Origin of the sequence: Pseudomonas sp. HS6-2 (genome assembly GCF_049325675.2) — a bacterium.
Classification (GTDB): domain Bacteria; phylum Pseudomonadota; class Gammaproteobacteria; order Pseudomonadales; family Pseudomonadaceae; genus Aquipseudomonas; species Aquipseudomonas putida_N.
Map to the genome: position 1 here is coordinate 4349551 of NZ_CM143906.1, position 23474 is coordinate 4373024.

At 62.2% G+C, this 23474-nt stretch carries 17 protein-coding genes and 1 pseudogene; 11 read left to right on the forward strand and 7 right to left on the reverse strand.

What is annotated here, in order from left to right:
• The first annotated feature begins 58 nt into the window (after positions 1 to 58).
• Positions 59 to 1252 (forward strand): L-2-hydroxyglutarate oxidase, encoded by a 1194-nt coding sequence (gene lhgO, locus ACOKS3_RS20270; RefSeq protein WP_103449768.1) that lies wholly within the window; start codon positions 59 to 61, stop codon positions 1250 to 1252.
• A 42-nt stretch (positions 1253 to 1294) separates the two neighbouring features.
• The gene (locus ACOKS3_RS20275; RefSeq protein WP_422764124.1) at positions 1295 to 2626 is read left to right on the forward strand and encodes an MFS transporter; all 1332 of its coding nucleotides are present in this window, start codon (positions 1295 to 1297) and stop codon (positions 2624 to 2626) included.
• Between the two features lie 60 nt (positions 2627 to 2686).
• On the opposite strand, the gene ACOKS3_RS20280 is transcribed toward ACOKS3_RS20275, so the two are convergent.
• Positions 2687 to 3892, reverse strand: coding sequence for a phospholipase effector Tle1 domain-containing protein (locus ACOKS3_RS20280; protein ID WP_422764123.1), 1206 nt, complete (start codon positions 3890 to 3892; stop codon positions 2687 to 2689).
• Positions 3893 to 4065: 173 nt separating this feature from the next.
• Between ACOKS3_RS20280 and ACOKS3_RS20285 the strand changes: the two genes are divergently transcribed.
• From ACOKS3_RS20285 to ACOKS3_RS20310, 6 genes are read left to right on the forward strand one after another with little or no spacing between them, the layout of a single operon-like run.
• Entirely contained in the window at positions 4066 to 5025 is a 960-nt protein-coding gene (locus ACOKS3_RS20285) for an AAA family ATPase (protein ID WP_027919334.1), read from the forward strand.
• A 3-nt stretch (positions 5026 to 5028) separates the two neighbouring features.
• A complete protein-coding gene (locus ACOKS3_RS20290; protein ID WP_103449765.1) occupies positions 5029 to 5973 on the forward strand; it encodes a DUF58 domain-containing protein in 945 nt (314 codons plus the stop codon).
• A complete protein-coding gene (locus ACOKS3_RS20295; RefSeq protein ID WP_103449764.1) occupies positions 5970 to 6464 on the forward strand; it encodes a DUF4381 domain-containing protein in 495 nt (164 codons plus the stop codon). The genes ACOKS3_RS20290 and ACOKS3_RS20295 overlap by 4 nt, the downstream gene beginning before the upstream one ends.
• The gene (locus ACOKS3_RS20300) at positions 6457 to 7533 is read left to right on the forward strand and encodes a vWA domain-containing protein (protein WP_079227103.1); all 1077 of its coding nucleotides are present in this window, start codon (positions 6457 to 6459) and stop codon (positions 7531 to 7533) included. The genes ACOKS3_RS20295 and ACOKS3_RS20300 overlap by 8 nt, the downstream gene beginning before the upstream one ends.
• The gene (locus ACOKS3_RS20305; protein ID WP_422764122.1) at positions 7530 to 9248 is read left to right on the forward strand and encodes a tetratricopeptide repeat protein; all 1719 of its coding nucleotides are present in this window, start codon (positions 7530 to 7532) and stop codon (positions 9246 to 9248) included. Before ACOKS3_RS20300 ends, ACOKS3_RS20305 begins: the two co-directional genes overlap by 4 nt.
• Entirely contained in the window at positions 9245 to 10870 is a 1626-nt protein-coding gene (locus ACOKS3_RS20310; RefSeq protein WP_103449762.1) for a BatD family protein, read from the forward strand. Before ACOKS3_RS20305 ends, ACOKS3_RS20310 begins: the two co-directional genes overlap by 4 nt.
• 510 nt (positions 10871 to 11380) lie before the next feature.
• On the opposite strand, the gene ACOKS3_RS20315 is transcribed toward ACOKS3_RS20310, so the two are convergent.
• From ACOKS3_RS20315 to ACOKS3_RS20340, 6 genes and pseudogenes are all read right to left on the reverse strand, one after another.
• The gene (locus tag ACOKS3_RS20315) at positions 11381 to 12406 is read right to left on the reverse strand and encodes an SEL1-like repeat protein (RefSeq protein WP_422764121.1); all 1026 of its coding nucleotides are present in this window, start codon (positions 12404 to 12406) and stop codon (positions 11381 to 11383) included.
• 1 nt (position 12407) lies between these two features.
• Positions 12408 to 13370, reverse strand: coding sequence for a phospholipase D-like domain-containing protein (locus ACOKS3_RS20320; protein ID WP_146048991.1), 963 nt, complete (start codon positions 13368 to 13370; stop codon positions 12408 to 12410).
• A 523-nt stretch (positions 13371 to 13893) separates the two neighbouring features.
• Positions 13894 to 14508, reverse strand: a complete 615-nt coding sequence (locus tag ACOKS3_RS20325; RefSeq protein WP_422764120.1) for a T6SS immunity protein Tli4 family protein — start codon at positions 14506 to 14508, stop codon at positions 13894 to 13896.
• Between the two features lie 167 nt (positions 14509 to 14675).
• Positions 14676 to 14963 (reverse strand): hypothetical protein, encoded by a 288-nt coding sequence (locus ACOKS3_RS20330; RefSeq protein WP_422764119.1) that lies wholly within the window; start codon positions 14961 to 14963, stop codon positions 14676 to 14678.
• Positions 14957 to 15460, reverse strand: coding sequence for a hypothetical protein (locus ACOKS3_RS20335; protein WP_103466519.1), 504 nt, complete (start codon positions 15458 to 15460; stop codon positions 14957 to 14959). The genes ACOKS3_RS20330 and ACOKS3_RS20335 overlap by 7 nt, the downstream gene beginning before the upstream one ends.
• Positions 15461 to 15851: 391 nt before the next feature.
• Positions 15852 to 17642: pseudogene (locus ACOKS3_RS20340) on the reverse strand (type VI secretion system Vgr family protein); the annotation flags it as partial.
• Positions 17643 to 17982: 340 nt separating this feature from the next.
• Between ACOKS3_RS20340 and ACOKS3_RS20345 the strand changes: the two are divergent.
• From ACOKS3_RS20345 to ACOKS3_RS20355, 3 genes are read left to right on the forward strand one after another with little or no spacing between them, the layout of a single operon-like run.
• Entirely contained in the window at positions 17983 to 19221 is a 1239-nt protein-coding gene (locus tag ACOKS3_RS20345) for an exonuclease SbcCD subunit D C-terminal domain-containing protein (RefSeq protein WP_103449759.1), read from the forward strand.
• Positions 19218 to 22862: an AAA family ATPase gene (locus ACOKS3_RS20350; RefSeq protein ID WP_422763048.1), complete on the forward strand. Its 3645-nt coding sequence runs from the start codon at positions 19218 to 19220 to the stop codon at positions 22860 to 22862. Before ACOKS3_RS20345 ends, ACOKS3_RS20350 begins: the two co-directional genes overlap by 4 nt.
• The gene (locus ACOKS3_RS20355) at positions 22859 to 23452 is read left to right on the forward strand and encodes a glutathione S-transferase (RefSeq protein ID WP_422763047.1); all 594 of its coding nucleotides are present in this window, start codon (positions 22859 to 22861) and stop codon (positions 23450 to 23452) included. The genes ACOKS3_RS20350 and ACOKS3_RS20355 overlap by 4 nt, the downstream gene beginning before the upstream one ends.
• Positions 23453 to 23474 lie beyond the last annotated feature (22 nt).

The following is a 23474-nucleotide window of genomic DNA, read 5'->3' on the forward strand; positions in this document are numbered from 1 at the left end:
ACTTAGTCTGACAACCTGATAAGCAGATCCACCGACAAGAACATCAAGGTACCCCTGCATGACTTACGACTACTGCATCATCGGCGGCGGCATCGTCGGCCTCGCTACTGCGATGGCCCTGCTCGAGCAGCGCCCGGGCGCATCTCTGCTGATCCTGGAGAAGGAAGCCAGCCTCGGCCGCCACCAGACCGGCCACAACAGTGGCGTGATCCATGCAGGCATCTACTACGCACCGGGCAGCCTCAAGGCCGACCTGTGCAAGCGCGGCGCCCAGGCGACCAAAGACTTCTGCATCGAGCACGGCATCGCCTTCGAGGTCTGCGGCAAACTGCTGGTGGCCTCCAACGACCTGGAAGTGCAACGCATGCAGGCCCTGTACGAGCGCTCGCAGCAGAACGGCCTGAAGGTCGAGCGCCTGGACGCCGCTGCGCTGGCTGAACGTGAACCGAACATCGTCGGCAAGGGCGCGCTGTTCCTCGATGCCACCGGTATCGTCGACTACACCCAGGTATGCAACGCCATGGCCAAAGTGATCCGCCAGGCAGGCGGCGAGGTGCACCTGTCCACCCGCGTGCGCGCCATCCAGGAGCACGCCGACCATGTCGCCGTCGACACCGACAGCCACACCTGGCGCGCCCGCCAGCTGGTGGCCTGCGCCGGCCTGCAGTCCGACCGCCTGGCGCGCCTGGCCGGGGTGAAGATCGACCACCAGATCATCCCTTTCCGCGGTGAGTACTACCGCCTGCCGGCCAGCAAGAACCAGATCGTCAACCACCTGATCTACCCGATACCCGACCCGGAGCTGCCATTTCTCGGCGTGCACCTTACGCGCATGATCGACGGCAGCGTTACCGTCGGCCCGAATGCCGTGCTCGGCTTCGGCCGCGAGAACTATCGCAAGCTTTCGGTCAACTGGCGCGACGTGGCCGAGTACGCCCGCTTCGCGGGGTTCTGGAAAACCATTTGGAACAACCTCGGCTCCGGCACCACCGAGATGAAGAACTCGCTGTTCAAGCGCGGTTACCTGCAACAGTGCCGCAAGTACTGCCCATCGCTGGAGGTCGCAGACCTGCTGCCTTACGAAGCGGGCATTCGCGCCCAGGCGGTGATGCGCGACGGCACCCTGGTGCATGACTTCCTGTTCGCCGAGACCCCGCGCATGGTGCATGTCTGCAATGCCCCTTCGCCGGCTGCCACCTCGGCCATCCCCATCGGCCAGATGATCGCCGAGAAGATCCTCAAGGCCCGCTGAAATCTGCGTCACCCACAACTACAAAGACAATAAGGAACCCCCATGTCGGTACATGAGGCGGCCCCGGCCGCGCACGAGACCCCGCAACAGCAACGCAAGCGCCTGCGCAAGGTGGCGGCGGCGACCATCTTCGGCTCGATGCTGGAGTGGTACGACTTCTACCTCTACGCGACCATGGCAGCGATCGTGTTCTCGAAGATCTTCTTCGATGCCAGCAACCCGGCAGTAGCCTCGCTGCTGGCCTTCTCCACCTTCGCCATCGGCTTCATCGCCCGTCCCTTCGGCGGCGTCCTGTTCGGTTACCTGGGCGACCGCTTCGGGCGCAAGCACGTACTGGTAATCACCTTCTGCATGATGGGCGTGTGCACGGCGCTGATCGGGCTGATTCCAAGCTATGCCAGCATCGGCATCTGGGCACCGATCCTGCTGGTGGTGATCCGCATCATCCAGGGCCTGGGCGCGGGGGCCGAGCTGTCCGGCGCGGCGGTGACCTCCTACGAACATGCCAGCGAAGGCAAGCGCGGCAGCCAGGGCGCCTGGCCGGCGCTGGGGCTGAACCTGGGCCTGCTGCTGTCGTCGCTGACCGTGTACCTGCTGACCATGAATGGCAACGAATTCCTCCTGGCCGGCGGCTGGCGCATCCCGTTCATTGCCAGCATCGCCCTGGTGGCGGTCGGCCTGTGGGTGCGCAAGAGCATCCCCGAGACGCCGGACTTCAAGGAACTCGACAAGGCCGACAGCAGCAAGCCACAGGTGTCGCCGCTGAAGCTGCTGTTCAGGAACGACCTCAAGGGCCTGGCCGTGGTGTTCTTCGTGGCCATCGGCTACAACGCCCTGAGCTACATCTTCAAGACCTTCTCGCTAGCCTACCTGACCCAGTTCAAAGGCGTGGAAGCGCATGTCACCTCGCTGTCGGTGACCATCGCCAGCCTGGTGGCGATCTTTGCCGTGCCGTTCTTCGGCTGGCTGTGCGACCGCTGGAGCAGCAAGACCGTGCTGATGCTCGGCGGAGTCCTGTCGGCTCTGTTCGCCTACCCGTTCCTGCAGCTGTTGAGCACCGGTGAGCCCACACAGATCTACATCGCCATCGCGATCGGCACCGGCATCCTCGCGCCGATGATGTTCGCCCCGCAGGGGTCGTTTCTCAGCCGCCAGTTCCCGACCCAGACACGCTCGTCGGGCTTTGGCACCGGCCGTGAGATCGGCACTGCGGTAGCCGGCGGCCTGGCGCCGCTGGGCGGCCTGGCCCTGGTGGCCGGATCGGCAACCCATTCCACCGATGGCGTGGCGCTGATCCTGGCGATTGCCGGGGTGCTGGTGGTGGTGTTCGCCCTGTGCGACCAGGGGCGCAAGCACTCAAGCGCGAAGAACTGAAGCCTGTTACTGCCTCATCACCTCGCTGGCGATGAGGCAGGTACTGTCAGGCAGGCCCCTTCAGCCAACAGGATTCTCATGCACCACCCTGCCCCCCTGCGCCGGCCGGTCGACAAACAGCACATCCAGCCCGCTGCAACGCAATCCCTTCAACGCGTTCCAGTGCGCTGAGGCATGTACATACCTCTTTTGCAACAATGCCTCTTCCTCCGCAGTCAGCCCTGCCCCGCCGTTCAGCACATAGTCGTGCAGCGAGCGACTGATCCCCCGCAGCTCATCCGGCACCCGGTGAGCCTCGACATCACCCAAGGGCAAAAAAGGCACGCCGTGACGCAGGCCCAGTTCACGCATGATGCTCAGGTAAACCCGCGACAGGTGGCCGTACACTTCTCGTTCCCGGTAAACCGCCGCATAAACGTCTTTCTGCGCCTCATCCCGCTGCGCCCGAGCTCCGCTCACCGGCTCTTCCCAAGTAAGCACACGCGCCACGGGGTCGCCAAGCTCGGTGAGCAAGGCGTGGGCCTGGGCATAGGCGTTGGTTCGTTCGGCTTGCGTTGCCTGCGTCACCCGGCTCGAAAAGGGCTTGTTCAGCAACACCTGCTCGAGCATCGATTGCGCATAACCGCCACCGATGTTGGAATGCACGCCAGGCACGATGATGTCGTTGCCACTGAGCACCAAGGCAAAGTTGTGCCGTTGCTCATCCCTGGCCACCAGTTGCACCACCTGCCGGGCAATGCCCTCTGGCAACCCAAGGCATAGGCCGCCCAGGCGCGCGTCGGCGGGGTCGAATTGACCACGCAGGGGCTCGACGATGGCCGCGACCGTGTCGAACAGGCCAATGAAGTTGATCACCCGCGCACGCTGCAGTTCGGCCGGCAGCCCTTCATCGCTACCAAGCTGGTTGGCCAACTGCCTGGCCGTCGCCGCGCCGCGGCTAAAGCCGAACAGGTCGAACTCGACCCGCTCGGGTACTGCTAGCAGGCGCAACTGCTCGCCAACCCTGACCAAAGCCTGGTTCACACGCGCCTGCACACCGGTTGCGCCCCTGCCAGTTCCCTGCGCATACAGCGAATCGGCCTCTCCCGTGGTCGTACCAACCCCTTCCACATACAGTTTGATGAATGCCTGGCCACCCACCTCCCCTTGCGGGTAAAGCCCATGCAACAGGGCGATGTTGCTGAGAGGCTGGGAGACATTGCCCTGGTTGTTGCCCGTACCGTCAAAGAAGATACCCACTCGCACACAGCTGCATTGCTTGCCCATCGTCGTATTCCTGTTCAGCTTGGAGGCAACAGGAAGCGACAAACTGTCCATGGGCAACATCAGCGAACCCCACAACGCCTGCGTGCAGATTTCGACGCGGCACCGCGGATAGATTAAAGTATCCCCCCTGCCAGGCTGCCCGCCCCCTGGCGCAAACCCAGGAACCGTCGCCGATGGAACACCGTGAAGCGCTGATCGCGCTACGCACCTTTCTTTCCTCCCAGATCCTAGGCCAGGAGAAACTGGTCGAGCGCCTTTTGATCGTGTTGCTGGCCGACGGCCACATGCTGGTCGAGGGTGCGCCGGGCCTGGCCAAGACCAAGGCCATCAAAGAGCTGGCCGAAGGCATCGAGGCGCAGTTCCATCGCATCCAGTTCACTCCCGACCTGCTCCCGGCCGACATCACCGGCACCGAGATCTATCGCCCGGAAACCGGCAGCTTCGTGTTCCAGCAGGGGCCGATCTTCCATAACCTGGTGCTGGCCGACGAAATCAACCGCGCTCCGGCCAAGGTGCAGTCGGCGCTGCTCGAAGCCATGGCCGAGCGCCAGGTCAGCGTGGGCCGCAGCACCTACGACCTGTCGCCGCTGTTCCTGGTCATGGCCACGCAGAACCCGATCGAGCAGGAAGGCACCTACCCGCTGCCCGAAGCCCAGCTCGACCGTTTCCTGATGCACGTGAAAATCGGCTTCCCCGATGCCGCCGTAGAGCGCCGCATCCTGGCCCAGGCTCGGGGCGAAGCGCTGGGCGGCGAGGTGAAGCCTGAGCGCCGCGTCAGCCAGCAGGCGATCTTTGCCGCGCGCAAGGAAATCCTCGGCCTGTACATGGCCGACGCCGTGGAGGAATACCTGGTGCAACTGGTCATGGCCACCCGCACTCCGGCCAAGTTCGACGCCGAGCTGGCCGACTGGATCGCCTACGGCGCCAGCCCGCGTGGTTCGATCGCCCTCGACCGCTGCGCGCGTGCTCATGCCTGGCTGGCCGGGCGCGACTTCGTCAGCCCCGAAGACATCCAGGCGGTGCTGTTCGATGTGCTGCGCCACCGCATCATCCTGTCGTTCGAAGCCGAAGCGGCGGGGATCGACCAGGACCGCGTGGTCCAGCGCATCCTCGACGTCGTGGCCGTCGCCTGACCCATGCCCACCGCGCCGCAGGCCGAACCCGGCATCCGCATTGGCCTCGCCGAACTGATCGACATGCGCCACCGCGTGCGCGAGATCCAGCTGTTTTCACGTCCTGGCCAGCGCAGCCCGCTGGTCGGCCTGCACCACTCCAAGCTGCGCGGGCGCGGCGTGGACTTCGACCAGGTGCGCGTGTACCAGGCCGGTGACGATGTGCGCAACATCGACTGGCGCGTCACCGCACGCACCCAGGAGCCACACACCAAGCTGTTCCACGAGGAACGCGAACGGCCGATCTTCATCCTCGTCGAACAGAGCCAGCGCCTGTTCTTCGGCTCGGGGCTGATGTTCAAGTCGGTGCTCGCAGCCGAGGCCGCCGCGCTGTTCGGCTGGGCCGCGCTGGGCCACAACGACCGCATCGGCGGGCTGGTGTTCGGCGACAACGAGCACCACGAGATCAAGCCACGGCGCAGCAAGCAGAGCCTGCTGCAGCTGCTCAACCGCCTGGCCAAGGTCAACCAGGCCCTGCACACCGAAGCCGCGCCACAGACCGACAGCCTCGGCCTGGCTCTGCGCCGCGCCCGTGAAGTGCTGCGCCCCGGCAGCCTGGCCATCATCATCTGCGACGAACGCTCGCTCAGCGCCCAGGCCGAGCAACACCTGGCCATGCTCTCGCGCCATTGCGACCTGTTGCTGATGCCGGTGTCCGACCCGCTCGACCACGCCCTGCCCGCCGCCGGCCTGCTGCGCTTCGCCCAACGCGGCTCGCAGCTGGAGCTCGACACCCTGGACGCCAACCTGCGCCAGGCCTACCGTCAACAGGCCGAAGCGCGCATCGAGCGCTGGGAGCTGATGGCGCAGAAGCTGCGCGTACTGTTGATGCCGCTCAGCACCCAGAGCGAGATGATCGAGCAACTGCGCGAGTATCTGAACGCCCAGCGCCCCGGGAGCGGCCAATGAACCCGCTGGACCAGTTGCAACCACTGATTGCACCGCCGGCAATCGGCATGTGGCCGCCGGCACCGGGCTGGTGGCTGCTGCTCGCATTGCTGCCGCTGCTGGTCTGGGGCCTGTGGCGGTTGCGCCGCTGGCGCCCGGGCAAGCGCCCGGTGGTGCGCGCCGAGCTGCCGCTCGACCCGGTGCGCCTGGAAGCCCTGGCCGAACTCGCCCGCCTGCCGCGCCCCTATGACGGCGCCCCGGCCGGCGCCTGGCTGCAGCAGATCAACGCCCTGCTCAAGCGCCTGTGCCGCAACCACTACCCCGGTGCCAACAGCCATACCTTGAACGGCCGCCAGTGGCTGGCCTTTCTCGACAACCGCTGCCCGGCCGCCGGCCTGACCCGCTGGATGGTGCTGGTCGAAGGCGCCTACAAGCCCGAGTGCAAACTCGACGACAAGGCCATCGTCGGGCTCAGCCAGGCGGTCGAAACCTGGATTCGCAAACATGTTTGAACTGGCCTGGCCGTGGATCTTCGTGCTGCTGCCGCTGCCGTGGCTGGCGCGCCTGCTGCTGCCCGCCGCCGACAGTGGCGAGCCGGTGCTCAAGGTCGGCTTCCTCGACGAGCTGGAAGGGCTGGCCGGGCGCCGTGCACGCCTGAACCTGCCGACCCTGCGCCAGCAGGCGCCATATGTACTGATCTGGCTGTTGCTGCTGCTGGCCGCTGCGCGCCCGCAATGGCTCGGTGAACCGGTGCCGGTGGCCGCCAGTGGCCGCGACCTGCTGGTGGCGGTGGATGTGTCGGGCTCGATGGACTTCCCCGACATGCAGTGGAAAGACGAAGACATCAGCCGCCTCGACCTGGTCAAGGCATTGCTCGGCGACTTCCTGCAGGACCGCGAAGGCGACCGTGTCGGCCTGATCCTGTTCGGCAGCCAGGCCTACCTGCAAGCCCCGCTGACCTTCGACCGGCGCACCGTGCGGACCTTCCTCGACGAAGCGCAGATCGGCATCGCCGGCAAGAACACCGCCATCGGTGACGCCATCGGCCTGGCGGTCAAGCGCCTGCGCCAGCGCCCGGCACAAAGCCGGGTATTGGTGCTGGTCACCGATGGCGCCAACAACGGCGGGCAGATCCACCCGCTGACCGCCGCCCGCCTGGCCGCCCAGGAAGGCGTGCGCATCTACACCATCGGCATCGGCGCCAACCCTGAGGCCAGCGGCACGCCCGGCCTGCTCGGCCTGAACCCGAGCCTGGACCTCGACGAAGCGTCGCTCAAGGAAATTGCCGACATCACCCACGGCGCCTACTTCCGCGCCCATGACGGCGCCGAACTGAACGCCATCGGCGACACCCTCGACCAGCTGGAGCCGGTGGCCCAGCAACCGACCCAGGCGCGCACGGCCAAAGCCCTGTATGCCTGGCCGCTGGCCTTGGCCCTGCTGCTCAGCGTGTTGCTGGTGGTGGCGGTGCAATGGCCCGACAACCTGCTGCACAAGGTGCTGCGCAAACCGCGTTTCCTGCAGCCCCATCCGGAATGGCGCCAGCGCCTGAAACGCCTGCGCCTGAGGAAACGCCGATGATCGATCTCTGGCCACAATGGCTGCGCCCGGTCTGGCTGCTGGTCGTGCCCCTGCTCGGCTGGCTGCTGTTCAAGCTGTGGCACCGGCGCAAGCGCGCCGGGCGCTGGCAGATGATCCTGCCGCCAGCGTTCCACCCGGTGCTGCTCGGCGGCGGCACTGGCAGCAACAGCAAGCTGCCTTGGGTGGCCCTGGGCCTGGCCTGGCTGCTGGTGGTACTGGCCCTGCTCGGGCCAAGCTGGCAGCGCCTGGAAGAAACCCGCCAGCGCCCGGCCGACCCGCTGGTGATCCTGCTCGAACTGACCCCGCAGATGCTTGCCGAAGACGTTGCGCCCAACCGCCTGGAACAGGCCCGGCGCAAGATCCTCGACCTGCTCGAACACCGCAATGACAGCCAGACCGCGCTGGTCGTCTATGCCGGCAGTGCCCACACCCTGGTGCCGCTGTCGGATGACCTTGGCACCACGCGTAACCTGCTGGAAGCCATCGACCCGTCGATCATGCCCAAACCCGGCCAGCGCGCCGACCTGGCCGTGCAGAAAGGCCTGGCCCTGCTGGCCCAGAGCGGCCTCGGCCAGGGTCGCCTGCTGCTGGTGGGCTCGGCGCTGAGCGCGCCGGAGCGCCAAGGCATCACCCAGGCCCTCGGCCGCCAGGGCCCGAGCCTGCTGATGCTCGGCATCGGCACCGGCGACGGCGCGCCCGTGCGCCAGGCCAATGGCGAATATCTCAAGGATGACCAGGGTGGCATCCTCCTGCCGCGGCTCGACAGCGCCAGCCTCAAGGCCTTCATCAGTGGCACTGGTGGGCGCTACCGCCATGCCCGCATCGACGACCTCGACCTGCGCGGCCTTGGCCTGTTCGACAACCCGCGCCACCTGCACGATGCCGGCCAGACGCTGCAACTGGACAGCTGGGCTGACCAGGGCTACTGGCTGTTGCTGCCATTGTTGCTGCTGGCCGCCTGTGCCGGGCGCCGCGGCTGGCTGTTCTGCCTGCCGCTGCTGCTGGCCCTGCCGCAACCGAGCCAGGCCTTCGAATTCAACGACCTGTGGCTGCGCCCCGATCAACAGGGCCAAATGCTGCTGCGCAAGCAACGCCCGGCAGACGCCGCCCGGCATTTCCAAGACCCGCAATGGCGCGGCATGGCGTTGTACCAGGCCGGCGACTATGCCGGTGCCGCCGAGGCCTTTGCCCAGGGCGACAGTGCCGCAGCCCACTACAATCGAGGCAATGCCCTGGCCCGCAGCGGCGAGCTGGAAGCCGCCCTGGATGCCTACGAACAGGCGCTGGAGCGCCAGCCCGACCTGCAGCCGGCACTGGCCAACCAGGCGCTGGTGCAGCAGCTACTGCAGCAACGCAAGGCCCAGGCCGAAGAACAACCGGCCAACAGCGATGCCCAAGGCACCCCCGGCAGCGAAACCGAAGGCAACAGCAGCTCGGCCAGCAGCCCCACCCAAGCCCCCCCCGGCAGTGACGAACAGGCCAAGGCCGAAGAGCCCGGTGAAGGCAGCAACAACAGCCAGGCGGCGCCTGGCAACCAGGGCGGCGATGACGACAGCATCACCCAGCCGCCGCAGCGCCCGGTATCGACCAGCCTCGATGCCGAACAGCGCCAGGCCCTGGAACAATGGCTGCGCGAGATCCCCGACAACCCGGCGGAGCTGTTGCGGCGCAAATTCTGGTATGAACAGCAATTGCATCAGGAAAACACACGATGAGTCGCTTCGGCGTCTTTCTACTCAGCCTGTTGTGGACCGTCACGGCCCAGGCCCTACCCACGCTGCAGGCCAGCGTCGATCGCACGCGCCTGGAAGCCGGCGAAACCCTTGAGCTGACCCTCGAAAGCCAGGACGTGACCGAGTTCGGCAAGCCCGACCTGCGCGCCCTGGACAGCGACTTCGAAGTGCGCGGCACGCGCCAGCTGAACAGCCTGCACACCCTCGACGGCGAAACCCGCGCTAGCACCCGCTGGATCATCACCTTGCTGCCACGGCGCAGCGGCAGCCTGCGTATCCCCGAACTACAACTGGGCCAGTCGCACAGCCAAGCCATCGACCTGCAAGTGCTGCAGGCCGACAGCAGCCGCCCGGAAATCGCCTCGCAGGTGTTCGTCGAGGCCACCCTGGACAGCAACGCGGTGTACGTCCAGGCCCAGGCCGTGCTGACCCTGCGCATCTACCACTCGGTGTCGCTGTACGACGACAGCAGCCTGAGCCCGCTGCAGCTGGAAAACGCCAAGGTCGAGCCGCTGGGTGAGTCGCGCACCTACGAGAAAGAAATCAACGGCGTGCGCCATGGGGTGATCGAAACCCGCTACGCGGTGTATCCGCAGCAGAGCGGCGATCTCGACATCCCACCGTTGACCTTCACCGCCACCGCCGCCGACAACGGCCAGCAACCCGCCGGCACCACCCGGGCAGGCCGCCAGGTGCAGGTCAGTTCGTTGCCTCTGCGCCTGGCCGTGCGCCCCATCCCCGCCGACTGGCCCGCCAACGTGCCCTGGCTGCCGGCACGCAGCCTGACCCTGGAAGAACACTGGAACCCCGACCCGGCCAGCCAGCAGCCACAGATCGGCGACTCGCTGACGCGCAGCATCACCCTGCGCGCCGAAGGCCTGTCCAGCACCCAACTGCCGCAGCTGCCTGCCACCGAAATCGTCGGCCTGCGCCGTTACCCGGACCAGCCGGTGCTGCGCAACGAGATCAGCGAGCGCGGCATGACTGCCAACCGCGAGGAACGCGAGGCCCTGGTGCCGACTCACAGCGGCAAGCTGGCCTTGCCGGCATTGGAAGTGACCTGGTGGAACACCCGCGAAGACCACTTGGAGCACAGCAGCCTGCCGGCGCGTATGTTGGACGTGCAGGACAACCCGGCACTGAGCGCCGACACTCCGGTTGGCGACAGCAGTGGTGCCAGTCACCTGCTCTGGCCTTGGCAGCTCGCCACCCTGTTGTTCGCCCTGACCACGGTGCTGGGCTTCGCCCTGTGGTGGCGCGCCCGCTCGCGACCAGCGGTGCTGCGCGCTGCGCAGAATGGCCCGAGCCCCCGTACTCTGCTGGATGACCTCAAGCGCGCATGCCAGGCCAACGACCCCCAGGCCACCCGCCAGGCGCTGGATGCCTGGGCACGGCAGCAGCCGGAAACCCTGGCCGAGATGGCGGCGCGGTTCGTGCCGCTGTCGGATGCGCTGGACGGGTTGAACGGGGCGTTGTACAGCGAGAGTGGGCAGTATTGGCAGGGTGAGGACCTGTGGCGGGTGATCGGAACGATTCCGCCGGCGGAACAGGTGTTGTTGCCGACTGGGGAGATTGGGAGTTTGCCGCCGCTTTATCCGAAGTGAGGGGTGTGGCTGAGAGGTGCACACGTTTGGGATCTTCAGCCAGGAACCTGACAGCCCGGACGCAATCATGATTTAGGTCAATGCGTCCTTCGACATTTGCGCGCGACCGCTCTGACGCATAGCACAATTTCGAGTGCTAAAAGGTGCATTATCGCGGGACCGACGCCTTTGCTTTAAATGTGAATACAAGCATGAGGCAGGCTTGCACAAACAAATAGACAGACAGATAGAAAAGGGATTCATACTTACCCTTACTGACACCAAAGAAGACCATAGAATAATAAGCCCCAGGAAGCGACAGAACAAACGAAATAAGAAATTGATACTTAGGAATACAATCCAAAGGTCGCTTCCCGCTGCACAAGAATACGATCGCTTTGAAAGGAGCGTAACAGGCCCCGGAAAGCGGGATCGCCAAAATTACAGCCATCAATATATAGAATAGAATGCCCGGCATTTTCTGTCCGCCTTTTTAATCCATGCTGATACCGTCGACCCGAGTTACATTACTCAGGTTTTCCGCGGAAGACCAGTTACAGGATCAAGATGTTTCTCTGCACTTAGACGCTCAACCAAGTCCTGACTAGGCTTCACCGGATTTGTTTTCGACGCACGCTCTTTCTGCCATTGAAACGAACCATCCCAACTAGGGAGCTGGGCAGGCGGAAGAGGTACGATATCATCTATATCGGGCAGCTTTGCTCCAAGCTGCTCATTTTCCTCTAAGAAATCACTTATTTTCTTGTATCTTACAGAGCGCTCCTTATCGGCCTCTAATGCAATATAATAAAGACTGTCTTCTGGGGGGGCATCAAAAGCTTCTCCAAGTTTTCTGGCTGATGCAGCATCTCCCGATTTTACGCCTTGCTGATAAACCTGCACCGCTTCGTTGTAATTGGCACTCACGCTCAGAGAAACCGCCAAATTTTCCGCAGCTCGCCTGTGCCCTTGGAACGCCGCGCAACGACGCATCTCCGTCACTACGCTATGCGTTCCTATAACACGACCCAACAGACTTGCAACATAGAACTGCGCATCAGGACTTCCCAAGTCTGCCGCCTTACGGAAATAAGCGTTTGCTTTATCGCGGTCCTGCTCAACGCCAAAACCTAATTCAAGGTAATGCGCCATATCATAATAGGCGCCAGGTATGCCTTGAGCCATAGCGCTTTCAACAAGTTCAATTGTTTCTTTTTGTGGGTCGGGAGAATTAGCCAGTCCCTGAGAGATGAGTGCCTGCAAATTGGTAGAAGCCTTGTAGTGACCATGAGATGCTGCAATACGATAGTATTTTGCAATTTCATTGAAATCCTTGGGCCCCTCCTGCTGCTCTAGAAAAAGCCCGTACTTATAAAGCGAATCTGCGCCTGGATCCAATGGCGGAAGCACATCAGCCTCACGACGGCATTCAAATGTGAGATCTTTATACATTTCGGACGTATCGGACGTTTCAGTCTGCATCGGCATCAGGCGCTCCTCGAATGCTATAATTAAGCCAATAAAAATAACACACGCAATATATATATACTTATACATTTTAATCCAAGTTTTTACGTGCGGGGCTGTCGCGAAAGAATTCTATTAGCGAAGCATATGGAGCTTTTTTCTCATCCAATGATGAAATTTTATTTTGCTCTTGACGTTGATTATTTTCCAAAATGATATCATTCCACCTGAGAAATGCTTCCGCTGCATCGTCTTGCGCACCCATCCCCTTCGTATGTATATCCCAAAGGTGTTTGCGAAGAGGTTTTGACAACGCAGAACTCTCATGGCATATATTGAGCTCGCTGTCGACCTCCATGCTGCGTATGTTTATATTGGCGGAGCCTAACGTCGTGCATACATCATCGATTATCGCTAGCTTGCTATGAATATAAACAGGCATCCAGTTATCTGGCGGTGAATCAGGAGCGACCAATGTGCAGATGTGCACCTTGAGCCCCGGGATCTCTACCGGAACAATGGCTGCATCTTTCTTGATCGCAATCGACGCCTCGAGTTCCTTCTGCCTGGCTTCTGCCGCTGCGACTTTGGCTTCACGCTCATTTTTCATCTTTTGCAAGAGCCTGGAATCTACCAGGGGTTGTGCAACATAGTTCAGTGACATCAAGGATTGCCTGGCGCTTATCGTTTCTGAGCGTGCCAGCCTGAGTTGTTCATCCAGCTTTTCATTTCGCTCAAGCTTCGAAACGGTAGGCATGACATCTTCCCGCCCCAGGCTGCGCAACATCCTGTGAGTGTTCATTGAGCCGTCACCCATTCCTTCGTCGCTTGAGTTCGTTACGACAAACAGGTGAATAGCCCCATGTTTCGCATGGTTCCTGCCCCATTCCAGCTGCTTTTGCGCGGCGTTTTTTATTGCGGTTGCAACAGGTTCCCACCTGAAATACTGATTCTCCATGTATATATAATTTGTGACGTTATTGGTCGCTTTCAGATAAAGCGCCTTGATATCATGCACACCTTCCTGCTGCTGTGTACGAAGCAGTTGCGCCATGACAGGCGTGCCTGCATCGGGTCGAACTTTTAAATTCGTTGCACTACTTTTTCGTTTCGACAGCAGATCAACGCCGGTTTCACGCTTCCACGCCTGACAAAAGTTGTGATTGAGGTGCTCAAGGATCGGTCCTGTGACTTTACTGGAGATATCCTGACCCGATTAATAAAAATAGGGAGATGATGCAGCCAACAATTGCAAGGCCAATACTGGCGACTCCTAAAAAGCGCACAGGGTTTGGGGAAATAGAAATCATGGGCAGTTTTCTCACTGTGGGATTGTCATAATGCAGTATGAGTTGTCATTCCGATATTTCAAAAAACGTCGCAGCGATGCCATGTCCCCAGCATGGACTGGGGAACCGACGGTTTTGACGAAAGCTACACTCTGCGTGAAAAACCTTGTTGCTCGGTGACGCTGCATTTGAAATAACCTCGGAAGGCTAATTTACAACCCGTAGACTCCGCTTTCTTAGCTATTTTCGCTTTGACAGAGCTTCGTCTCAAGAATTTTCACACAGATACTAGTATGAGATGAGTGAGTTGAGAGCCTCATCCCATATCCTCATAAAACGTTCCTCGTCTATGGAGTCCGTTTCCGTTGGGTCAGGAAATCCTGCGCCATTCTTCGGCGGCTGCTTGGTGGTGTAGCTGTAATCCAAATCGAAACGAACTTCAGGTTTGTCATCGCTATTTGGTTCGCCGGGATAATACCATACAGCATTAACTTCAGTGAGATATCCCTCACCGGATTTCTCTGTGCTCGCCTCAATTACCTCTTCGCCTAGAAGATTATTAATAGTCCGCTTGGTGTTGCGATAGGTGCGGTGTTGGAAATCAGATTTCATCATCCAAGCAGCCCCGTCAGCCGGTTTGAAGATGCTATTATTTCTTTGAGATAAATATTGATTAGCTGTGCCGCCATATTGTTTTGATGTAAACTTTGCCCTTAAATTTGGATGTTCTGCGAAATTAAAGTCCACATAAACACCTTCGTTGCCAGTCTGGTGAGTGATGCAACCAGTTACATAGCAAAGGCTTTGCTGATTGCCCATATCGCTGAGCGGTATTGAATCAAGAATTAGACTGATTTGTTTTTCGCTATTGAGTGTGCTGTCATTGCCGAGTACAAATTTCATGTTGTTGAACCATTTGTATGCCAGCGTGGAATACACTACTTTGTTAATCGGCTCGCCATCGAGTCCTTCGCCGGTAATTCGAGTGTGGTCGTATTTGAAGACTATAGCACCATTCTCTAACGACTTCTTCGTTGCCTTGTGTTCTGCATTACTAAGATTTCGTTCTTCTATGGTAAGCCATTTTTTTGTGCCTCTCGATCCACACGAGCCTTTATGTAGTCTGGTGTAATGGCTACAGGTACGCCATTCAGCTCAAGTAATGCGCCATCAAAGACTGCGTCTTTCGGCAAAACAATACTGAACCGACCTGCTCGGACCATTTTTGTTTGACTTTTAGTTGAGTCCATCGCTGCTGGTGCTCCTCTCGCAATAGGAATAGTCAGTGGGGCAATCAATAAAGCACAGCCAATCACAAGTGCAACTGCACCCGTTAAAGCGGTACGAGGCATTAGCATAAGTTTTTAGCGTCCTTGGCGAGGCTGATTATCGAGTGGAGCGTAATCGCACGAGCCGACTTATCATTGTAAGAAGCGCTGTGCTCAAAGCCAGAAAGACGTGCTGAAAATTTGATATGGTCCGTCACAGCGGCAGCAGAGTGCGAAGGTACTGTGCCATCTCCCGTATCATCCTGTGAGGCCATCGCCGCATGATAGGCATCCCCGCTATATTCAGCCCCTATAACTGCGGGACCGTGCAGCGGTTGGTAGGCAATCTTGCCGGCTGTTTGCGCATTAGCTAGTGTTAGGTAATTAATTCTATTATCTGTACTGAGCTTCAGGTGTGGCGTCGCTTCTTTTGATGATGCAGGAGAGAATTGGCCCGTCATATTTCTGAATGCTTTAAGCACCCAGTCAATCTTGTTCCATGCGGGGAACTTGCTGTCAGACCCAAAATGCGCATAGGTTTGATGGAAGTAATAAGTTCCCAGTTCGGCATGGAAATTTTGAGCCATTTTCAAGTTCTTTAAATATAAATTCCAGCCCTTTTCAAGCTCTTCTCGATTTTGCGCGCGAGGCTCTACCAAGCGTGGATCGCAAAGACGCCACCATGCAGTAGTTTTCGAATAAATTTCGTCGTAAGGGTTGGACGTCCGGGGTAGTGACATCAGAATGGGGCCGTCTTTTTTCTCCCAGCGGACATTCAGCCAACCGTTGCCGTAGAGCTGATTCGGGAGCAATTGTAAAGGACCTGGCGCGCCAAAGACCGGGGTGACTTCGTCGGCATTTGCTCCTATGGCTAAGCGTCCTGTGAAATCCTCCCACCCGGCTCTCACGCGCCGATATGCTGTGCCGGCACCGATCGCAGGCTGCACGCCGTGGACAACCCCCAGTATATTTTCTGGATATTTTTGTGCGCAGCGCCTCCCTACGAGACCACCCATCGAGTGGGTAACGCTGGGCGCGCAGGGCGCCGTAGGCGTCGGTGCGTAGCTCGAAGCCGGTACCGCGCAGGGCGCCGCGGTTGTTGCCGCGCTGGTCGATCAGGTAGCCGAGGTTGAGCTGGGTGTGGCCATGGCTGCTGTGCAGCTGGGTGCGCACCTGGCCGGTGGAATCGTCCATCACCCACTGGTTGAAGCCGCCGCCGCCGATCTCCTTGCTCTTGTAGCCGCTCATCAGGCCGCTGGAGTGCCAGGCCGGTTTGTGGCCGCCGTACACCTGGCCCATGATCAGCGGGCGGTCGATGTCATTGTCGAGGAAGGTGGCCACCACTTCTTCACCGGCGCGTGGCACGTGCACGCTGCCCCAGTCCGGGCCGCTGCTCGGTAGCAGCATGCGTAACCAGCAGGAACTCAGTTCACCGTCTTGGCTGAGACGGTCCCAGTGGAAACGCACGCAGACGCGGTTGAGGCTGTCGGTGAACAGTTCATGGCCGTTGGGCGAGACCACCACGGCAGTCTGCGGGCCGGGCGAGGTGGGCTTGGTGTGTTCGAACGGGCTGCGGTACGGCGCGCTGTGCAGCTGGCCTTCGAAGTGGCTGATGAAGAAGCCATAGGACGCTTCGCTCAAAGCCGAGCCGAGCAGACCATCGTCGGGTGCCGGGCGCACGGTCTTGAACAGTGGTGCCAGGCTGCCAGGGGCTTCGCGGCGCTGCTGGGCCATGGGCAGGTTGCTTTCGGCAAAGAACTGCACCTCGATCAGCAGGAACTGCCGGGCCTCGGCGGCCTTGCGCTCGTACAGCGGGTGCTGGGTCAGTTCGAACCAGCGACCGGCCTGCAATTGGCGCACGCCACCCTGACCGTGGACGCGGCGGGCCTGGGATTCGTGCTGTTCGATCTGCACGCGGCTGAGCCAGTCGCCGCGCTCCTGTTTCTGACAGTTGTACTGGCCCTGGTATTCGTAACGCTCCAGGGCGGCAGGCGCGGAGGCGGCCTGCAAGGCCGGCATCACGCTTTCACGCGGCTGGCTGTGAGCCAGGTAATCGACGCTGCGCCAGTTGAGCTTGCCGCTGAGCAGTTGCGAGCCGGTGCTCCACTGGGTGATGCCGTCCTGCTTCTGGGTCACGCTCTGGGTGTGGAACGGCACTTGTTGCGGGGCGAGCGCGGGCAGGGTGTCGACGCTGTCGGTGAAGACGATGCAGTGGCTGTCGGCCTTGTGCTCGACGTACCAGAAAATGCCTTCGAGCTCGCACCAGCGCTGGACGAAGTTGGCATCGGTCTCGTTGAACTGGGTGACGTAGGACAGCGGTGCGTATTCGCGGCGCAGGTCGAGGCGGTAGTTGCCCTTGGCCTGTTCGTACTGGGCGAACACGTCTTCGAGGATCGCGGGCAGGGCCTTGTCCTGCCAGATGCGGCAGTCGCTGCGGTATTCGAGCAGGCTGAACCAGGGCGCGAACACCAGCTGCCAGTCGTGCAGGCCGCCGTCGCTGCCCAGGTAACGCACGCTCTCGACCAGGCCATGGCGCGGGGCCTGGCTGCCGTCGTCGCAGAGCAGGGCGAGGCTGACGGGCTGGCCGATGAGTTTTTCCGGGTCGTACTCGGTGTCTTGCACCAGCACGTCGAGGGTGTAGCGCGGGGTGCGGCCGATGCGTTCGACGCCATGGGCGCGCAGGGCCTGCAGCTGGTCGGCACCCAACGGGGTGGTCAGTTGCAGCAGGCGGCCGCTTTGCGAAAGCGGGGTGCCGAAGGTCAGGTCCATTGAAAAAAACTCCGTTTACTGGCAGCACACCCCGAAGGCAGCTCAACACTGCGCCAGTGCCTGGTGCCATATGCCCTTCCATGGGATTAGCAATTTTGTTCGGACATTGGAAACTAGGACATCGGATATAGACCGTCAATAGACCAAATGTTCAATGCGAAGGCACATTTGTAGGACGTGAACCACATCGCGCTCAAGGCCGCTCAAGCCCGGCAACGCCGATTGCCGGCACATGCACTTACCTGCCCTACCGCCCTGGCTTGGGTTACCATACCCGGCTCCGCGAAGCCCATCATTCAAGCCAAGCCCCGGCTTGCTGACTCGACACCACAGGTCATCCATGCGTCTGTTTCACACCTCCGACTGGCACCTGGGCCAAAGCCTGCACGGCCAGGAACGCGACTTCGAACACGCCTGCTTCCTCGACTGGCTGCTCGGCCAGCTGCGCCTGCGCCAGCCGGACGCGCTGCTGATCGCCGGCGACATCTTCGATACCGTCAACCCGCCGGTCAAAGCCCAGGAGCGGCTCTACGACTTCATCGTCCAGGCCCACGAGCAGCAGCCGAAGCTGGACATCGTGATGATCGCCGGCAACCACGACTCCGGCTCGCGCATCGAGCTGCCCGCCGCACTCATGCGCCGCCTGCGCACCCACGCGCTGGGCCGGGTGCACTGGCTCGACGAAGGCCAGCTGGATGCCGAGCGCCTGCTGATCCCGCTGACCAACGGCCGTGGCAAGGTCGCTGCCTGGTGCCTGGCCCTGCCCTTCCTGCGCCCGGCCGAAGTGACCGGCCCGCAGCTGGGTGACGACTATCTGCAAGGCATCACCCAGGTGCACCAGCAGCTGATTGGCGCGGCGCAGAAAAAGCGCAAGAAGGATCAGGCGCTGATTGCCATCAGCCATGCGCACATGGCCGGTGGCGCGGTGTCCGAAGACTCCGAGCGCAGCCTGATCATCGGCAATGCCGAGGCCTTGCCGGCCAAGCTGTTCGACAAGTCGATCAGCTACGTGGCGCTCGGCCACCTGCACAAGCCGCAGAAGGTCAACCGCGAAAGCCGCATCCGCTACAGCGGCTCACCGATCCCGCTGTCGTTCGCCGAAATCAACTACCCGCACCAGGTGCTGGAAGTCGAACTGGAGGGCAGTGAGCTGATCAGCGTCGAACCGCGCCCGGTACCGCGTGCGGTGGCCCTGCAGCGGGTCGGCCCGGCACCGCTGGGCGAACTGCTCGAACAACTGGCCGAGCTGCCGGTGATCGACCTGCTCGAAGACCCCAACCGCCAGCCCTGGCTGGAGGTTCGAGTGATTCTGGACGAGCCGCAACCCGATCTGCGCCAACAGATCGAAACCACGCTTGAGGGCAAAGCCGTGCGGTTGATCCGCATCAGCGCTGAATATGCTGGCCGCAACAACAGCGAAGATGACGACCAGGCATTCGTCGAACTGGCGCAGATGACCCCGCAGGACCTGTTCAGCCGTGCCTGGGAGCAAGCCTACGGCAACCCCGTCGACGAGCAGGCCCTGGCCGATTTCGCCCTGCTGCTGCAGGAAGTCCAGCTGGAAGAGGAACAGCCATGAAGATTCTCGCCATCCGCCTGAAGAACCTGGCATCCCTGGCCGGCCCGGTAGACATCGACTTCACCGCCGAGCCCCTGGCCAGCGCCGGCCTGTTCGCCATCACCGGGCCCACCGGCGCCGGCAAGAGCACCTTGCTCGATGCCCTGTGCCTGGCCCTGTTCGGCACCGTGCCGCGCCTGAACGACATCGGCCGCGAAGCCAAGGTGCCGGATGCCGACGGCGAAATCCCCACGTCGGACCCGCGCAACCTGCTGCGCCGTGGCACCGGCAGCGGCTTTGCCGAAGTCGATTTCGTCGGCATCGACGGCCACCGCTACCGCGCCCGCTGGGAAGCCAACCGTGCCCGCGACAAGGCCAACGGCAAGCTGCAGTTCAGCCGCCAGAGCCTGTATGACCTGGACAGCGAACAGGTGCTGGGCAGCGGCAAGAGCGAATACAAGCAACTGATCGAAGCCCGCCTGGGCCTGAATTTCGAGCAGTTCACCCGTGCGGTGATGCTGGCGCAAAGCGAGTTCGGTGCCTTCCTCAAGGCTGACGACAAAGAGCGCAGCGAGCTGCTGGAAAAGCTCACCAACACCGCCATCTACACCCGCCTCGGCCAGCGCGCCTTCAGCAAGGCGCGGGAAACCGGCGAAGCACACAAAGCGCTCAATGACCGCGCCAGTCACTTGCTGCCGATGGCCGCCGAAGCCCGCGCCGAACTCGACCAGCGCCTGGAGCAGGCGTTGCAGCAGTTCAAGGCCGACCAGGCCGGCGAGCGCCAACTTGAGCAGCAACGCAACTGGCTCAATGAACAACGCCAGTTGCAGGCTCAGCACGCCGAAGCCGGCGCCACCCTGCAAGCCGCCGAACAGGACTGGCAGCAGCTGGCCGAGCAGCGCCTCGACCTGCAACGCCTGGAGCGCCTGGCGCCGCAGCGCCACCAGTTCCACCGCCAGCAGATGCTCGGCGCGCAACTGGCTCCGGTCGCGGCGCAGATTGCCGAGCAACAGCGCCAGCAAAGCGAATTGCACAAGCGCACCGCAGAGCTGGAACAGGCATTGCTGGCGTCTCACGAGGCCCTGGCCCAGAGCCAGACCCTGCACAGCGAAAATGCCCCGCGCCTGCGCCAGGCCTTCGCCGGCCAGGACAACCTGGCGCGTCTTGACCAGGAACTGGCGGGGCAACGCACCGCCTGCGATCAGGCCGCGCAGCAGGTCGCAGAAGGCCAGCAGCAACTGCAGCAAACGCAAGAGAACCAGCAGCGTAGTCAACAGCAGCTGGCCCAGATCGACACCGCCCTGGCCGACAGCCAGCACCTGGCCGGCCTGGCCAATGCCTGGCAGGCCTACCTGCCGCAACTCAAGCAGGTGATGCTGATCGGTGGCCGCCTGGCCAAGGGCCGCGAGGAACTGCCTGGCCTGCAGGCCCAGGCCAGCCAGGCCAATGTCCAACTGCAGACCCAGCGCGACCACTTCGAGCTGCTGTTCCGCGAAGCCAAGGCCGAACCCCAGGCCCTGGCCGAACAGATCGACCTGCTCGGCAACATGCTGCAGGACAACCGCAAGCAGCAACGCGCCGTCGAAGAGCTGTCGCGCCTGCATGGCCGTGAGCAGGAGCTGCGCCAACAGCTCGATGCCCTGCGTGAGCGTCAGCAGCAGGCCATGCAGCAACGCCAGCAACTGATCGGCGAAGGCACGGCGGCCAAGGCTGAACTGGAAGCCGCCGAACAGGCGCTCAACCTCACCCGCCAGTTGCTGGAACGCCAGCGCCTGGCGCGCAATACCAGCGTCGAGGAACTGCGCGGCCAGTTGCGCGATGGCGAGCCCTGCCCGGTGTGTGGCAGTGCCGAGCACCCGTTCCATCAACCTGAGGCACTGTTGCAGAGCCTTGGCCGCCATGACCAGGCCGAAGAGGATGCGGCACAGAAACAGGTCGAAGCCCTCAACGGCAAGCTGGTCGAACTGCGCACCCAGCTCGGCGTGGTCAACGCCCAGCTCAAGGACTATCAGCAGCAACAGCAGCAGCTTGGCGAACAACTGCAACCGCTGGTGGCGCAGGTGCAGGCGCACAGCCTCTGGCCCGCCCTCGCCCCGCAGGACGACAAGGCCCGCAGTGCCTGGCTCGACAGCCAGCTGCGACGCCTGGACGAAGAAATCGGCAAGGACGAGAAGCGCCTGAGCGCCCTGCTCGCCTTGCAGAAGGATGCCGCCCGCCTCAACCAGCAACTGCAGGCAGCGCAGGAAGCCCAGCAACTGGCCCAGCGCCATCTCGACCAGCAGCACCAGGCCCTGGCCAGTGATGAGCAGCAGCTGGCGCAGGGTCTCAAGGACTTGGCCAACGTACTCCCGGGCGATGTATTCAACGCCCTCAGCGATGACCCGGCCAATGCCTTCCTGGCCCTCGACCAACAGATTGCCCAGCGCCTGCAACTGCTGGAGCAGCGCAAGGATGAGCAGGTAGAACAGCAGGCACGCCAAGTGCAGCTGGACAAGCTGCGCGACCAGCAGCAAGCCCGCGTGCAAGCGCTGGCGCAGGTAGAGCAACAGCTCGCCGCACTCGACACCCAACGTCAGCAAGCTCAGACCGCGCTGGCCGAGCTGCTCGGCGAGCAGACCAGCGCCGAAGCCTGGCAACAGCACATGGACAGCCAGCTGGAACAGGCCCGTGCCATCGACGCAGACACCGCTCAGCGCCTTCAGGACCTGCGCACCCAGGGCGTGCAACTGGCCAGCGAACTCAAGGCCAATACCCAGCAGCAGCAGGCGCTGGAAAGCGAGTGCCGGCAACTGCAGGGCGACATCGCCCAGTGGCGCGCCGAGCATCCGGAGCTGGACGACGCCGGGCTGGATCGCCTGCTGGCCATCGACGACGCCCAATTGGGTGAGCTGCGCCAGCGCCTGCAAGGCGCCGAGAAGGCCATCGAACAGAGCCGCGTGCTACTTCAGGAACGCGCACAGCGCCTGCAGCAACACGCCGCGCAGATGAGCGTCGATGCTTCGGTCGAAGACCTTGAGCAGGCGCTGGGCGAGCTGCGCGAGCGGCTGACCAGCCATGAGCAACAATGCGCCGAACTGCGCGCTCAGCAGGCCGACGACCAGCGCCGCCAGCAGGCGAGCCAGGCCCTGGCCGGGGAAATCGAGCAGGCCCGCCAGCAATGGCAGCGCTGGGCGCGGCTGAACGCCCTGATCGGCTCGGCCTCGGGCGATGTGTTCCGCAAGATCGCCCAAGGCTACAACCTCGACCTGCTGCTGCACCACGCCAACGCCCAGCTGCGCCAGCTGGCGCGCCGTTATCGCCTCAAGCGCGGTGGCAGCGCCCTGGGCCTGCTGGTGCTGGACACCGAAATGGGTGACGAGCTGCGCTCGGTGCACTCGCTGTCCGGCGGTGAAACCTTCCTGGTCTCGCTGGCCCTGGCCCTGGGCCTGGCATCGATGGCCTCGAGCACCCTGCGCATCGAGTCGCTGTTCATCGACGAAGGGTTCGGCAGCCTCGACCCGGAATCGCTGCAACTGGCAATGGACGCCCTCGACGGTCTGCAGGCGCAGGGGCGCAAGGTTGCGGTGATCTCCCACGTGCAAGAGATGCACGAGCGCATTCCGGTGCAGATCCAGGTGCGCCGCCAGGGCAATGGCCTGAGCGACGTGGAGGTGTGCGGGTGATCCTCTACTCGTTCCGTCGCTGCCCGTGGGCCATGCGTGCGCGTCTGGCGCTGCGCTATGCTGGCTGCGCGCTGGAGATCGTCGAGGTGGCGATGAAGAACAAGCCGGCAGCACTGCTGGCCTTGTCGCCCAAGGGCACGGTGCCGGTGCTGGATACCGGTGACGGGGTACTGGAAGAGAGCCTGGACATCATGCGTTGGGCGCTCGAACAACACGACCCACAGAATTGGCGCCTGCAGGCCGACCCGGTCGCTGCACAGCGCGCCGAGGCGCTGATAGCACGCAACGACAGCACATTCAAGGCGCAGGTGAACCTGTACAAGTACGCCGAGCGCTACCCGGAGCACTCACGCGAGCACTATCGCCAGCAGGCCGAAGCGTGGCTGGCGGAGCTGGAACAGTTGCTCGAAGGCCGGCCATACCTGCTGGCCGATCACCCGAGCCTGGCCGATGCCGCGCTGTTGCCCCTGATGCGCCAGTTTGCCGGGGTCGAACCGCAGTGGTTCGCCGAGGCGGCTTATCCGCGGGTGCGGAGCTGGCTGGAGGGGTGGTTGGCTTCGGACCTGTTCAAGTCAGTGATGGCTCGGTGAAATACTCTCAGCCTTGACTGGA